This window comes from Erwinia sp. MYb375, from assembly GCF_037479175.1.
Classification (GTDB): Bacteria; Pseudomonadota; Gammaproteobacteria; order Enterobacterales; family Enterobacteriaceae; genus Erwinia; species Erwinia rhapontici.
On the sequence record NZ_JBBGZS010000023.1, the window covers coordinates 336,661 to 351,718 of the forward strand.

At 56.0% G+C, this 15,058-nt stretch carries 11 protein-coding genes and 1 pseudogene; 8 read left to right on the plus strand and 4 right to left on the minus strand.

Going from position 1 to position 15,058, the window contains the following annotated elements; all coding sequences use genetic code 11:
* Positions 1–4 precede the first annotated feature (4 nt).
* The 3 genes from tssM to WH279_RS14570 all read right to left on the minus strand — a co-directional run bounded on the left by tssM (position 5) and on the right by WH279_RS14570 (position 3,878).
* Positions 5–2,029: a type VI secretion system membrane subunit TssM gene (gene tssM / locus WH279_RS14560; protein ID WP_339457513.1), complete on the minus strand. Its 2,025-nt coding sequence runs from the start codon at positions 2,027–2,029 to the stop codon at positions 5–7.
* A complete protein-coding gene (icmH, locus tag WH279_RS14565) occupies positions 2,029–3,249 on the minus strand; it encodes a type IVB secretion system protein IcmH/DotU (protein ID WP_339457515.1) in 1,221 nt (406 codons plus the stop codon). Before icmH ends, tssM begins: the two co-directional genes overlap by 1 nt.
* A 116-nt stretch (positions 3,250–3,365) precedes the next feature.
* Positions 3,366–3,878 carry an SH3 domain-containing protein gene (locus tag WH279_RS14570; protein WP_339457517.1) on the minus strand — a complete coding sequence of 171 codons (513 nt, stop codon included), beginning with the start codon at positions 3,876–3,878 and terminating at the stop codon, positions 3,366–3,368.
* 472 nt (positions 3,879–4,350) lie between these two features.
* On the opposite strand from WH279_RS14570, the gene WH279_RS14575 reads away from it, so the two are divergent.
* The 3 genes and pseudogenes from WH279_RS14575 to cobA all read left to right on the plus strand — a co-directional run bounded on the left by WH279_RS14575 (position 4,351) and on the right by cobA (position 9,662).
* Positions 4,351–5,640, plus strand: a complete 1,290-nt coding sequence (locus tag WH279_RS14575) for a nitrate- and nitrite sensing domain-containing protein (protein ID WP_339457519.1) — start codon at positions 4,351–4,353, stop codon at positions 5,638–5,640.
* A 357-nt stretch (positions 5,641–5,997) separates the two neighbouring features.
* Positions 5,998–8,811 (plus strand): annotated as a pseudogene (nirB, locus tag WH279_RS14580) (nitrite reductase large subunit NirB); the annotation flags it as partial.
* A gap of 8 nt (positions 8,812–8,819) precedes the next feature.
* Positions 8,820–9,662 carry a uroporphyrinogen-III C-methyltransferase gene (gene cobA / locus WH279_RS14585; RefSeq protein WP_339458712.1) on the plus strand — a complete coding sequence of 281 codons (843 nt, stop codon included), beginning with the start codon at positions 8,820–8,822 and terminating at the stop codon, positions 9,660–9,662.
* Here cobA and WH279_RS14590 read toward each other — a convergent pair.
* On the minus strand, positions 9,605–10,396 hold the full coding sequence (locus WH279_RS14590; RefSeq protein WP_200643026.1) for a DeoR/GlpR family DNA-binding transcription regulator: 792 nt from the start codon (positions 10,394–10,396) through the stop codon (positions 9,605–9,607). The two genes, cobA and WH279_RS14590, sit on opposite strands and share 58 nt — an antisense overlap.
* Positions 10,397–10,775: 379 nt before the next feature.
* On the opposite strand from WH279_RS14590, the gene WH279_RS14595 reads away from it, so the two are divergent.
* The 5 genes from WH279_RS14595 (at position 10,776) to WH279_RS14615 (ending at position 15,058) form a co-directional block, all read left to right on the plus strand.
* On the plus strand, positions 10,776–11,579 hold the full coding sequence (locus WH279_RS14595; RefSeq protein ID WP_133845475.1) for a transketolase: 804 nt from the start codon (positions 10,776–10,778) through the stop codon (positions 11,577–11,579).
* 2 nt (positions 11,580–11,581) lie between these two features.
* The gene (locus WH279_RS14600) at positions 11,582–12,496 is read left to right on the plus strand and encodes a transketolase family protein (protein WP_339457522.1); all 915 of its coding nucleotides are present in this window, start codon (positions 11,582–11,584) and stop codon (positions 12,494–12,496) included.
* Between the two features lie 13 nt (positions 12,497–12,509).
* The gene (locus WH279_RS14605) at positions 12,510–13,307 is read left to right on the plus strand and encodes a GolD/DthD family dehydrogenase (protein WP_339457524.1); all 798 of its coding nucleotides are present in this window, start codon (positions 12,510–12,512) and stop codon (positions 13,305–13,307) included.
* 148 nt (positions 13,308–13,455) lie between these two features.
* Complete coding sequence (locus tag WH279_RS14610) at positions 13,456–14,391, plus strand: D-ribose ABC transporter substrate-binding protein (RefSeq protein ID WP_200643029.1); 936 nt, start codon at positions 13,456–13,458, stop codon at positions 14,389–14,391.
* Between the two features lie 55 nt (positions 14,392–14,446).
* Entirely contained in the window at positions 14,447–15,058 is a 612-nt protein-coding gene (locus WH279_RS14615; RefSeq protein WP_339457527.1) for a DUF2291 family protein, read from the plus strand.

Here is a 15,058-nt window from a genome sequence, read left to right on the forward strand (position 1 = left end):
CTTCTCAGTGAGCTGCGGTGAGTTGTCTGACCATCAGCGCGTTATCACGCATATAAGGTGAACTCAGTATCTGACGATCCAGTAACTGACTTAAATGCCAGTCCAGCTGCTGGATTTGCTGTGTCGTGACGCTGGATGGCAGGCTGCGTTGCAGATTCTGCATCACCCAGCCGCGCAGAAACTCGCCGTCATAGCTGCGTGGCTGGTACAGCATCTGATAAGCGCGCAGAGCATTACGGCTGAACTCCGCATCGTTGCCGTCGTCATTGCGCAGGGTTTGTGTGATGGTTTGCGCCACACGCGGCAGTAACAATGCTTTCAGCGCCCCCTGATACAGGCCCCAGGTGGCCTCACTGATCTGATCCCCCCGGTACAGTCCGCCACGCAGACTGAGCGGTGGAGCATTCAGTGAAAACTGGCTGCTTTCGGGTAATGTCACCAGACGGTTTAAGAAGGGTAGCAGATCCAGGATGTTGCCGTGATTATTGCTGGTCAATTGCACCGCTTCCCGCGTCACGGCAGGTAAGCGTGTGGACACCTGTTCCAGATAATGCTGATTCTTATAATAGCTGGTGATCCACAAGGCCGAAGCTGCCACTAATGCCACGCCGAGTACCGCATAGCCTGCCCGGTGTAGCAGGCGGTTGCGCTGTTCCCAGGAGCGATCGCTGCCCGCCAGGCGGCGCTCTTTAAACACCACATCGCGCAGCAGGCCGTGAATAAAGTAGCTTTGTCCCTTATTCGCCGGGATCGGAGCGCTGCGATTCACACTGTCCCAACTGGCAATCGACTGCCCCTGAGGCTGCGGCAGTTGCAGCTTGCGTGACAGTTCACCCATCACCCGGTCAAATGGCAAGCCTTCTTGTGTCCCACTGGTAAAGAACAAACCGCGTGCAGCCCAGGGCGTTTCGCTGTTTTCCGGCGAGAACACAATATCCAGATATTCGGCAAGCAGGGGACGCAGCGCGCTGAACTCCTGGGGAAACTGGAAACACTCAGCACGCAGGGTAAGGTCGCTTTCCTGTGCCATTTTGTCGCTGAGATCGGCCATCAGCCGGGATAAAAGGCACTGAAACTGCTGTTCAAATTGAGCGTGAAGTCGGCGATCGCCCAGGCCTGGCTCCCAGGGGAAAGTGAACCCCCAAATCTGCTCACGTTGCGGCTTATCCAGCCGGGCGAAATAACGCATAAAGCCTTTTAGCAGGTCCGTTTTTGTCACCATGATATACACCGGAAACGGGATGCCGGTTTGCTGATGTAATTCTGCCATGCGCTGGCGCAGCGCCGTGGCCTGCGCATGGCGTGCTTCTGCTGAGTCGCTCAACAGCTCTGCCACGCTGATGGTCATGATCACGCCATTGATGGGCTGACGCGGGCGATAGCGCTTTAACAGAGTGATAAAGGTCTGCCATTCGCTGGCATCGCGTGCGCGCTGGTTCTCTTGCAGGGTATAACGCCCGGCAGTATCCAGCAGTACGGCCTCGTCGGTAAACCACCAGTCGCAGTGGCGGGTGCCACCGATACCGCGCAGCGCGCTTTTCCCCATCGCATCACTGAGCGGGAAGTCGAGGCCGGAATTAATCAGCGCCGTGGTTTTACCGGCACCGGGCGCACCGACGATCAGATACCAGGGAAGCTGATAGAGATACTGCGCGCTGAAACGCTGTAGCCAGCCTTTACGTTTGCCAAACTGGGTTTTCTTTAACAGTATCGCCGCTTCACTGAAGCGGTTATTGAGCATTTCACCCGTAGCCTGTAACTCCGCGTGGTCGATGTTGTTGAGTTGCAGGCGGGTCAGCAACTTGCTGTTGAACCAGGCGCGGTAAAGCTGAGGGATAAGCTGAAAGAGTATCCACAAAAAGTAGCTCAGGCCGATCAACAGCTGGCGATTCAATGGGCTGTCCAGCGACTGGAAACGGGTAAAGGGCAGCAGCGGTCCCACCATCCAGATCAGGGCAGACAGCGCGGTAACACCGACCAGCCCCCATAACAGGCGGCTGGAGAGCAGTGAAAAGAAAGTCTTCAGCATTAATTTTTCCCCGTAATGTGGCTGTCGTCTGACTCAGGGGCAGCGAACAGGGTGATTTCAACGCGGCGGTTCTGCGCGCGATTTTCGCTACTGTCGTTCGGTAACAGTGCACCACTATCACCCCGGCCCTGTGAGCGCACGTTGATGCCTGGCTGGGCGATCAGCTGCGCCATCATGCTGCTGATCGCGCGTGCCTGGGTGGCAGAGTATTCGTAATTTGAGGGGAAACGGCTGGACAGTATCCGCTCGTCATCGGTATAGACGCTGACAAGGATAGTTCCTTTGGCGGACTCCATTGCGGTGGCCACGCGCGCAATCAGCGCACGACCTTCAGGAGAAAGCACCGTCGTGGATGGCGCGAATAAGCGATCGGCCGACAGGATGACTTTACTGCCGTTGGCGCTGTCGGTGACATCCAGCTTACGTTCGGCAATCAGGTCGTTCAGACGCAGGCGTAAATCGAGCAGGGCCTGCGGAGCTGCACCGCGCTGTCCTGCGACCACTTTTGGCAGCGGCGTTTGCCAGATTTGCCGCAGTAGCGGTTCTGCTGCATTGCCCAGACGCCAGTTGAGGCTGGAAAAAATCAAGCAGCCAATAAAGGTGGCAAGTGAGATACAGACCCACAGCGGCACGGGCGGACGCCACAGCGTATTTTGCCCGGCGGCCACGACAGTCTGCGGTGGCGGCGGTTCCTGCTGTCCACGCGTTTCCTGGATAAGCTGTGCAAGGCGGCTACGTACGGCATCCCGTTGCAGGCGGCCATTATCCATGCTGCGATAGCGACCTTCGTAGCCCAGCAGTAAACAGAAATGGATCACTTCCAGTAGCCAGAGATGCTGGGTGGGATTTTGGGAAATGCGTGCCAGCAGTTGAAAGACTTTTTCTCCGCCCCAGCTTTCATTATGGAACGTGACCAGCAAGCCATTGCCGGACCAGACGCCACGGCTGCCCCAGGGGGTCTGCGCTGCGGCTTCGTCCAGCACCGCGCAAAGTGTATAGCGGGCACCAATAATCATTTCAAACGGCATGCCCGTCTGTTTGCAGCGGGTTTCGAACTGGCGTATTTCATCGATCAACTGATGGCGTAAACCGGCCGGATCGTCATGGGTGGCTGCCAGACGGATTTGTACAATGGCATTGAGCAACGGAGAAGCCGCTGCTACCAAGGGATTGTCTGGGCTGACCGGTGTGGCTGGGTCAACGGGAAATTCCGACGTCATCAGGATGTGTTAATCTCGGCTGTGTGCCAGCAGGCAAATAGGGTCAACTTCACCGTAGAGTGAATAAAACGCTTTTGCTGCCATCCGTGGCAACGGTTAAGCCTTATCAGGCGCGCTTACTCCAGAATCCAGGTCGCCGTATTATTGTTGCGGCAGGCTTTGCTCTTGCCGCCAACATCGACGCACACTTTCTTGCTGTTTTTGCGCGGGCGCGGGCGGTCGCTGCGTAGTGTGGCATCGTACAAATCACTCTTTACGCCCGCTTTGAGCGGCACGTAGCCAATCAGCTGTTGCTCATCAACGTCAGCGATGGCGAACCAGCGGTTCTCCACTTCACCCAGCACCAGGAATGGCTTACCGTTTTCCAGATAGCGCACCACTTTGCCGCTATAGTCGGGACGGGTCATGACAGACGCATTATACAGGGCGCGATAGTTCTCATTCACTGGGGTGAAGGATGCGGGGGCTTTCACCGCATAGCGATGCGTTAACGTCACGCCATCAACAACGCTGCTGACGACGGTGTCATCAGTGACAGGCGGTGGTGGCGCTTTGCATCCCGCTAAAGTGAGCACGGCCAGCAGGGTAAACGCGATGCTAATTTTCACATTGGTCCTCGTGAATATCATCTATAAATCGGGTTCTTTTCAGACGCGATATGGCGGCATTGAATGACGCTATAGCGCGCTATCAAACGTAAACTACCCTGTACGTTCCAGGAAAAAATCTCACAGGTTTACATCAAGATAATTCTTACGTCAGTTTACCTGACGCTTTTGGGAATGGAAACCATTGCGGGAGCCTGTTGAACATGTTAGTGGCTTGCTATAAGCGTGACAGAGTTTGCCTGAAAGGTGACAAAACGGCAATTTGATTAGCATCAATAATCGGTATTCCGCTCTGCGTTATGGTAGCTGCTTAAAAACCATACGCGGCCTGACTATCACGCATTTCAATGAATAAATATGACTAATTGATTCCGTCTCACTCCTGTCAACAGGTGCGATAGTTATTTTCAGTGAAATGCCTGTGAGGTTAGTGGGGCACCCCGACACGGAATTTGCCTGGCCAGACCCTTTGAAAAATAGCGGAGTTAAGTCGATGAGCGATCATTATCCTTCTGCGCTGGCGTATCTTCTGGCATCACGGCAGCGGGAAATCGCCAGCCTGCGCTCCCTTTTACAAAGCGGCAGGCTGACAACGGAAGTCAGTCAGTTAATTCATGAGATTCAGCGCGAACGTGGGGCGAGCAATCTGTGGATCTGTTCTGCGGGGCAGCTGTTCAGTGACGAGCTGCTACAGTGCGGGTGTCGGGTCACCCGCAGCCAGAAAGCGGTGATGGCCCTGCTACCGGTCCTGCCGGAGGACGGCCAGGATGGTCCGGCGTCGAGCCGTCTGTACAGCCGTATCGCAACTGCCTTGCAGGCGCTGGGGGAACTGAACACCCTGCGACAGCAGGTGCGGGCTTTGCAGTTGACCCATGCCGTTGTCATGGAGCAGTTCAACCATATTATCCGCCAGTTGCTGAATCTGGTGTTTGAGATGGTGGATACGGCTTCCGACCCCGGTGTTTCGCGCGTGTTGATTGCCATGTTCAGCTTTATGCAGGGCAAAGAGCTGGCCGGGCAGGAACGGGCCATCGGCGCGGCGGGGTTTGCCTCCGGGCAATTCACCCCGGTGCTGAGTCAACAGATCGTGGCGTTAATTGATGCCCAGGAGCGCTGCTTTAGCCATTTTGCCGGATTCGCAGATGAAGAGAGCCTGCAACGCTGGCAACGGGTGGTGCAGAGTGAAAATAAGATTGAGCGGTTAAGGCGTATTGCCTGTACGGCCGCGCCGACTGATGAGCAGGGCGCGGCAATGGCGCTGCGCTGGCATCAGTCTTTGACGCAACGTATCGATGGGTTGAAAACGGTGGAAGACTGTCTTGCTCACGCCCTGATGCAGCGTTGCCGCCAGAGTATTGCTGCCGCAGAAGCTCAGCGGGATATCGCCCCGAGCGACCTGCAACAACAGATGCAAAAAAGTGCCAGTGAGCCGGCCTGGAGCGTGTTTGTCGCTGGAAATGATGGCCGGGCACCCGTTTTGTCAGGAACGCTGGAGCCCGACGGGCTGACACCTCAGCTGGGGCGTTCATTGCTGGCGCTGGTCCAGCAGCAGTCACAGCGGCTTCAGGATCAGGATGATGAGCTGGCCGCCATGCGGTCCAGTATTGAGGATCGTAAGCAGATCGATCGCGCCAAAGTTCTGCTGATGCAGCACCATGGCTACAGCGAAGAGCAGGCCTGGCAGGCGCTACGTAAAATGGCGATGAATCAGAACCAGCGCATGGCGGATATTGCCAGCGCGCTGCTGGCAGTGGCTTCTGCTTTTGTCTCTCAGGGCAACTAAGCGTGTGCACAAAGATTGTGCACCTTTTGCTTCACGACAGCGCACAGCGGCGTACCTGGCAGCGGAAGCCGTGCTCAAAGCCTGTCGTTGATCGCTAATGTACTGATCGTACAGCAGCATTACAATCACGCGTACCGGACCCGGTTCTGGCACAGCGCTTGCAAGTTATCTTGCTGTCGTTAAGACAAAATAACATGCATTTGTTCCACCAATGGCGGTGTAACGAGTGCTTTGGATAAAGGCGTCCAACCGCATGCATTACGCATGCCGGTGGACGCCTTTTTTTATGGTTTTTTTCAAGGAAAGACAATGATGTGCAATGTACAGAGCAGAGTACCCGCTGTGAAGACAGCGGGAGAAACCGCGGATAAACCCACGTTGGTGGTGATTGGTCATGGCATGGTCGGCCAGCATTTCCTTGAGCAGATGGTCAGCCGGCAGTTACACCAGCAGTTCCATATTGTGGTGTATGGCGAAGAGCGCCATGTCGCTTATGACCGCGTGCATTTATCGGAATACTTTGCCGGGAAAGGGCACGCTGAACTGTCGCTGGTCCAGCCGGGGTTTATTGAACAAAACGGCATTGAACTGCGAACGGGGCGGCAGGTCGTCGCTATCGATCGCCAGCGGCGGCAGGTACACGAAGCCGATGGTTGTGTACAGGCGTATGACCAGCTCGTGCTGGCCAGCGGTTCCAGCCCGTTTGTGCCACCGATCCCCGGCAGCAAGCACGCGTCCTGTTTTGTTTACCGCACGCTGGACGACCTGGACTCCCTTGCTGCGAAGGCCGCCGGGTCGACGCGCGGCATCGTCATCGGCGGGGGATTGCTGGGGCTGGAGGCGGCCAATGCGCTGAAAAAACTGGGTCTGGAAACCGCGGTGGTCGAACTCTCCTCGCGGCTGATGGCGGTGCAACTGGATGACGGGGGCGCTGCGATGCTGCGCCGGAAAATCGAAGCGCTGGGGGTTGCTGTTCATACCGGTAAGCAGAGCCAGAGCATTGAATCCCAGAAAGATGGCACGCTGCGGCTGAATTTTGCCGATGGCAGTGCCCTTGAGACGGATCTGGTGCTGTTTTCGGCCGGTATTCGCCCGCGCGACCATCTGGCCGCGGCGGCGGGGCTGATGCTGGGCGAACGCGGTGGCGTGGTGATAGATGATTGCTGCCGGACGTCAGATCCTGCCGTCTGGGCCATCGGTGAGTGCGCCGTATGGCAGGGCCATGTCTATGGCCTTGTGGCACCCGGCTATCAGATGGCTCGCGTGCTGGCGGCAACACTGGCAGGAGAAGCCACGGCATTTAGCGGGGCGGATATGAGTACCAAACTCAAGCTGCTGGGTGTCGAGGTGGCGTCGATGGGAGATGCTCACGGACAAACAGCGGGCAGCCAGAGCTATTACTGGACCAATGAGCCCCGGGAGATCTATAAAAAAATCGTCGTTTCCGCCGACGGTAAAAGGTTGCTGGGCGGCGTACTGGTCGGTGACAGCAGCGAGTACAGCCTGCTGTTACAGATGATGCTTAACGGCATGGCGCTGCCGGATGCCCCAGAGAGTTTGATCCTGCCGCAGAGCGCCGGGGCCCCGTCAAAAGCGCTCGGCGTGGCAGCTCTGCCGGACAGCGCGCAGGTCTGCTCCTGTCATAACGTCACCAAAGGGGATATCTGCGCCGCGGTTAAAGCAGGATGCGGCGATATGGCGTCGCTGAAAGCAAGCACCAAAGCGGCAACGGGCTGCGGCGGGTGTGCCGCGCTGGTCAAACAGGTCATGGAGTATCAGCTGGCGGATCTGGGCGTTGAAGTGAAGAAAGATATCTGCGAGCACTTCCCATGGTCACGTCAGGAGCTTTACTCACTGATCCGCGTGGGAAATATCAAAAGCTTTGAAGAGCTGCTGGCGAAAAAGGGACGCGGCTGCGGCTGCGAAATCTGTAAACCGCTGGTGGGGTCGATGCTGGCCTCCTGCTGGAATGACTATCTGCTGACACCCGCCTTACTGCCATTGCAGGATACTAACGACCGTTATTTCGCCAATATCCAGAAGGACGGCACGTATTCAGTCGTACCCCGGATGCCGGCCGGTGAGGTCAGCGCAGAGGGGCTGATCGCCATCGGGGAAATTGCGCAAAAATACAATCTGTACTGCAAAGTCACCGGGGGCCAGCGTATCGATCTGTTTGGTGCCCGGCTGGAGCAGCTACCGGTTATCTGGCAGGCGCTGGTGGCTGCAGGTTTTGAAACCGGGCATGCGTACGGAAAATCGCTGCGCACCGTGAAATCCTGTGTCGGCTCAACATGGTGCCGCTACGGCGTGCAGGATTCCACAGGCTTCGCGACCCGGCTGGAAAATCGTTATAAGGGGCTGCGGACCCCCCATAAATTTAAAATGGCCGTATCGGGGTGCACGCGTGAATGCGCAGAGGCCCAGAGTAAAGACATTGGTGTGATTGCCACCGAAAAAGGCTGGAATCTGTACGTCTGCGGCAACGGCGGGATGAAGCCGCGTCATGCCGATCTGTTTGCCAGCGATCTGGATGCAGAAACACTGGTGCGCTATGTCGACCGCCTGCTGATGTTCTATATCCGTACTGCCGATCGTCTGCAACGAACCAGCGTATGGATGGATAACCTTGAAGGAGGGCTGGAGTATCTGCGTCAGGTGGTGATGGATGATGTGCTTGGGATTGCTGCCGAACTGGAACAGGAGATGCAGCGCGTCGTTGACCGCTATCAGTGTGAATGGCAGACCACGCTGGCCAGCCCCGATCGTCTGGCGCTGTTCCGCCGCTCGGTGAATGACGTGCAGCCCACATCGCTGTGGAATAAGATCTGCACGCTTGAAGAGATCCCACCGCAGGCCGGGATCGGGGCGCAGCTGGGTTCACAGGCGATAGCCCTGTTCCGGCTTGATGATACGGTTTACGCACTGGATGACCATGAACCAGGAACAGAAGCCAATGTGCTGTCGCGCGGGCTACTGGGTGACAGTCAGGGGGAACCGCTGGTGATTTCGCCGTTATACAAACAGCGGTTCCGACTGAAAGACGGACAGAGCCTGGACAACCCGGCGCTTTACCAGCGCTGCTGGCCAGTGAAAATTGAACAGGGGCAGGTCTGGGTGGCCAGCACGCCGCGAGTTCACACTCCGGGCGACACCGCCCCGACAGCGTGAGGCCGATGATGACTGTAAAAATACCTGCTCTTGATTGTTTGCTGGCCGGGGGCTTCCCCCCTGGCCAGCAGGGACAGGTCTGGCTGGTGGGTGCCGGGCCGGGAGCCGTGGATCTGTTGACGGTGCGCGCGCTGCGTCTTATCGAAAAGGCTGAGGTGGTGGTCTGCGACCGGTTGGTCGGGCCGGATATTATGGCGCTGATCCCGCCAACGGCACTGAACATTGATGTGGGAAAAACGCCGGGCTTTCATGGCATGAAGCAGTCACAGATCAACCAACTGCTGGTGGATCTGGCCCGCGCCGGGCGACAGGTGATCCGTCTTAAGGGCGGCGATCCTTTTATTTTCGGCCGGGGAGGTGAAGAGATGCAGTGGCTGCAACAGGCGGGGGTGGCCTGCCATATTGTGCCCGGCATTACTGCCGCTAACGGTTGTGCGGCCGCCACCGGCATACCGCTGACGCACCGCGACATGGCCCAGTCGGTGCGCTTTATCACTGGTCATGGGCGTGACGGCAAACCCCAGCTTGACTGGGAAAGTTTACGTGATGCGCGCCAGACGCTGGTGTTTTATATGGGATTAACATGGTGTGAGGCATTAAGCGACCAGATGATCCTCCACGGACGCGATGCGCATACGCCGGTGGCGATTATCGAGCGGGGGACGCGTCACGATCAGCGCACTCACATTACCCGCCTTGACCAGCTGGCGCAGACGGTAGCGGAACGGCAGCCACAGTCACCGGGCCTGTTGATTGTCGGTGACGTGGTGCGTTTATACCGAAATGACGCCGATCACGCCGCCACCAGCACCTTCACCCCCAGTGCTTCAAAGGCGTCAATAGACGCCTGAGTAATGCCGCTGTCGGTGATCAGATACTGGATTTTGCTCCATTCGCAGGGCAACGCAAACATCGACACCTTGTCGATTTTACTGGAGTCAGCCACCACGTAAACGGTGTTCGCGGAGTGGATCATGGCGCTTTTCACCTTGATGTCCGTCTCGCTGGGAAAACTCAGACCGAGGCGGGGAGAAATGCAGGCGGTGGCGAGAAACAGCTTTTCCGCCAGCACGTTTTCAAAAAAACTGGCGGCCTTTTCACCTGACGTCGACAGGGTGGGGAACTTAAAGGTGCCGCCGGTCAGCAGGATATTAATCCCCGGCTCACCGCCCAGCTTCAGGGCAATATTTACAGCGTTGGTCACCACCGACAGGCGCCGGATGTGATTCATATGATTGGCGATAGCCGTCGTCGTGGTACCCGAATCGAAAATGACCGTATCGCCGTTTTCGATATGCTGTGCCGCCAGACGCCCAATGGCATCTTTTGCATCGAGATGGGTTTGCCGTTCCAGCAGCAATGCGCCGGTATTTTGCTTACCCGTAATCAATGTTGCACCGCCGTGATAACGCTGCACATACCCCTCTTTTTGCAGCATACGCAGGTCGGTACGGATAGTGGCTTCGGTCAGTCCGAAAGTCTCCGTCAGCATTTTTACCGTGACGGTGCCATCCTCACGGATCATCTCCAGGATCTTTTCCCGCCGTTGCTGCATATCAGCCAGTTGTTCATTTTTGCTTTTCAAGTCAATCACTCCCTTTGCCTGAATGCGGGTTGCCTGCCCCGTCAGCCGGGCTGTTGCGATAAATAGTAACCCTCGTCCGCATCAATTGCGAGATCTGCAAAAGTGACTTTTCATTTTCGAATGAAAACTAAAAATTGCCATTCGATTGATTTAACTGATATTTAACATTGTTCCCATCACAATACTTGCCACATATTCTCGCTACATTGCTGTTTTATAATGCATTTTTATTATTTTTGGCTTTTGTTTGAAATATGATCCACCCCACAATATGATTATAAACGATAGCGTATATTTTTATTCGAAAACGAAATTGCCGCAGTTGACTGTCATATCAACACGCTATCCGGCCCGCGGCGTCATAGATGAAGAGGTAATGATGGACTTTCAGGCAATCAAACAGACTGCGCGTCAGGCCCGGCGCTATGTACTGCAAATGAATCATCGGGCAGGCAAAGGTCATACCGGTGCCGACCTCTCTGAGGTGGATATCATCTGTACCTTATTTATGGCGGTGATGGATCGCAGCCGTCCGCGTCCCGATCAGGATCGTTTCATTCTCTCCAAAGGTCACGGGGCAGGCGGGTTGTATTGCAGCGCGGCGGCTATGGGCCTGATTGACCCGGCGATCCTCGACCAGTTTATGGGTGACGACACGCTGCTGGCGGGCCATCCCATCCATCAGAAGCTGCCAGAGCTGGTGGAAATTAACTCGGGTGGTTTAGGCCACGGGTTATCGATTGGTGTGGGTCTGGCGCTGGGCAACAAACTCTCTGGTCGTGCTGACCGTCGTGCTTTTGTCCTGCTGGGTGATGGCGAACTGGCGGAAGGGTCTAATTGGGAAGCGGCGATGTCGGCCAGTAAATTCAAACTGGAAAACCTGGTGGCGATTGTTGACCGTAACCGTTTGCAACTGGCCGGGAAAACCGAAGATATCATGCCGCTGGAGCCGCTGGCCGACAAATGGCTGGCATTCGGTTTCGAAGTGCTGGAGTGCAACGGGCACGATCCTGCCGCCATTGCCGCCGCCGCTAACCAACCCGGCATCGGTAAACCTCGCGTTATTTTAGCCAATACCGAAAAAGGGCACGGTATTTCGTTTATGGCCAACGTCCCGGCCTGGCATCACGCCGTTCCTAATGATGAGCAACTGGCCCTTGGGCTGGCCGAGCTGGAGGATTAACCATGCAAGACTTACGTGACGCCGTGATTGCCACGCTGGTGGAAGCCCAGAATGCGGGAGCCGACCTCAGTGTCATGGTGGCCGACTCCACCTCAACATCAAAAATTGCCCCGTTTGAAAAAGCCTTCCCGGACCGGGTGATCAACGTGGGTATCGCGGAACAGAATATGGTGGGAATGGCGGCGGGAGTGGCACTGAGTGGCCGTACGGTATTCACCGCTAATGCTGCACCGTTCCTGTTTGCCCGCTCGAATGAGCAATTGAAAAATGATGTTTGTTACTCAGAAACTAACGTCAAGATGCTCGGCCTGAATGCCGGTTTTGCTTACGGTCCGTTGGGTGCCACGCACCACTGTACTAACGACATTGCTATCGCCCGTTCGATGGGCAACCTGCAAATTTTCGCGCCGGCAGATGCCATTCAGGCCAGCGCGATTGCCCGCCATGCCATCAGCCATCAAGGCCCGGTTTATATCCGTATGGACAGCGATAAAGTGCCGCTGCTGCATGATGCCGATTACCAGTTTGTGCCGGGTAAACCAGAGGTGTTACAGCAGGGTAAAGACACCGTGGTGTTCTGCCTGGGGACGCTGGCTCATGAAGCGCTGGCCGCCAAAGATGACAGCATCACCATCGTCTCATTGCCTTCTCTGTGGCCGCTGGACGACGCGGCGGTCATCAAGCTGATTACGGCACACCGTCAGGTGATCACCATGGAAGAACATGTGTTGAGTGGCGGTCTGAGCAGCATTATCGGTGAGCTGCTGCATCAGCACAGCCTGCGCCAGCGCTTTATTCCGCTGGGTATCCCGCCGTATGAATTTACCCACAGCAGCAGTCGTGTTGCCCTGCGTCGCCAGTTCCGCATCGATGCCGAAGGCCTGCGCGCCACGTTAGAAAATCTTGTTGCCGCTTAAGGAGAGTCTGGAAATGAGTAACGAATATGACGTCAATCTGCGCTACGGCGTAGATATCAACGGGGATCTCTGTGGCATGGGGGCCGTGGTCACGGGGGGGCTGGGGGGGATTGCGATGGCCAGCAATCAGATGCTGCTGGAGAAAGGCGCGAAACTGGCACTGCTTTATCCGGCGTTTGAACAGAGCAAGGTGGCAGATGTTGCCGGGCAGTTCGCAGCCGATCGCGTCCAGTTTGTTCAGTGCGATGTGACTGACCCGGACTCTGTGGAGCAGGCAATAGCACAGGTTGAAGCGCACTACGGACAGATCGACATTCTGGTGAACTGTGCGGGCTACGTGATGTTGCAGCCGGTACTGGAAACGGAATTTGCCGAGTGGCAGAAGCAGGTGGCCGTCAATCTGACCGGGCCATTCCTCTGTTCGCAGGCGGTGGCAAAACGCATGGTAAAAGCGGGTAAAGGCGGAAAGATCATCAATATCGCCTCGCAGGCGGCATCCATCGCCATCGATAACCATGTGGCTTATACCTCGGCGAAAGCCGGGCTGTTGGGGATGACCAAAGTGATGGCGAAAGAGTTTGCGCCCCACAAAATTAACGTGAATACCCTGTCGCCGACCGTAGTGCTGACGCCAATGGGCGAGAAAGCCTGGCGTGGTGAGAAAGGGGAAGCGATGAAGCAACTGATCCCAATGGGACGTTTTGCCTACACGGACGAAATTGCCGCCGCCGTGCTGTTTTTTGCCAGCAACGGTAGCGACATGATCACAGGCGCAGACCTGATGATCGATGGCGGTTTCACTATTTGGTAATACCGATTACTGCGCCAACACCAGAGAGTTCGAGATGTTACCCCGACTGTCGGTCGTTGCAGCAAGGCGGTCAGTAAACGCAACTGCGGCATCCGATGCACAGGTTAAAAAGCTGTACCTACACATAACAACATAAGAGAACATCAAAATGAAAATGCGTTTAACTCTGTTAGCTCTAGCGACCGCCTGCTCCTTCTCTCATGCCGTTACTGCCGCAGAGAAAGGCACCATCATGATCCTCGTTAACTCGCTGGATAACCCGTACTACGCCTCTGAGGCCAAAGGGGCCAATATGAAGGCTCAGGAACTGGGTTACAAAACCACCGTGCTGTCCCACGGTGAAGATGTGAAGAAACAAAGCGAACTGATCGATGCCGCCATCGGTAAAAAAGTGCAGGGCATTATTCTCGATAACGCCGACTCTACGGCCAGCGTTGCCGCTATCAAAAAAGCCAAAGATGCCGGTATTCCGGTGGTGCTGATTAACCGTGAAATCCCGGTTGATGATGTGGCGCTGGAGCAGATCACCCACAACAACTTCCAGGCGGGTTCCGATGTGGCGAACGTCTTCGTTGAGAAGATGGGCGAGAAAGGCACCTATGCCGAACTGACCTGTAACCTGGCCGATAACAACTGCGTCACCCGTTCGAAATCCTTCCACCAGGTGCTGGATCAGTACCCGGATATGAAAAGTGTGGCGAAACAGGATGCGAAAGGCACCCTGATCGACGGTAAGCGCATCATGGACAGCATTCTCCAGGCGCACCCGGATGTAAAAGGAGTGATCTGTGGTAACGGTCCGGTGGCGCTGGGTGCCATTGCGGCCCTGAAAGCAGCCGGTCGTAATGATGTGATTGTGGTGGGTATTGATGGCAGTAACGACGAACGTGATGCGGTCAAAGCCGGCACGTTGAAAGCCACCGTGATGTTGCAGGCGCAGGCCATCGCTGCGCAGGGCGTCACCGATATCGACAATTTCCTGCAGAAAGGCACCAAACCCGAGAAACAGCGCGTGATGTTCCGCGGCATCCTGATCAACCAGGGCAACGCAGACAAAGTGCAGGACTTCAATTTCAAATCCTGAGTTAACGCTTCATAAGATGTGACTGCGCCCCTGCGGGGGCGCAAAGGAGAGAATTATGTCCAGGCGAGTCTGGCTGGCAATGGCCACTTTAGCCCTCGGGGGCTGCCGTATTGTGTCGCAGCAGGAGCTGGCCGATTTAAAAAATCCGCCCAACCCCGCGATGGCAAATGTCACCGCCACGTATCAGCAAAAAATCGTGCCACAAATCGTCAGCGAGGCAAAACCGCTCGACGAACTGATGACGTCGCTGGCCGCAGCAAAAGATTTTGATGCGGCCTGTAAACAGTGGGGATACCGCAGTCAGGATGAGAACCCGTGTGTCTTCAGCGTCAAAATTCAGGGTACGGTCACTGAGGTGAATACCACCTCACGCAGCGGAAAAATGACCCTCAAAGACGTCAGCGGCCAGCAGGTCGTGGTGCAGATTGGCCCGATCATTCGTGGCACCGCGCTGCGTGACGCTTATAAGGGGGCCAGCTATCAGGACTTCAACGATCAGGTGCTGTTTGGTGATTACGGTCGGGCGATCAATAACCTGGCGTCAGATGAGGTGAAAAAGCTGCAACCGAAAGTGGGTGAAAACGTTGAGGTTGATGGGGTCTTCAGCAGTTGGGATGTGCCGCAAACACCACCGGATGTCACCCCGGCTCACGTGGTACGCAAGTAG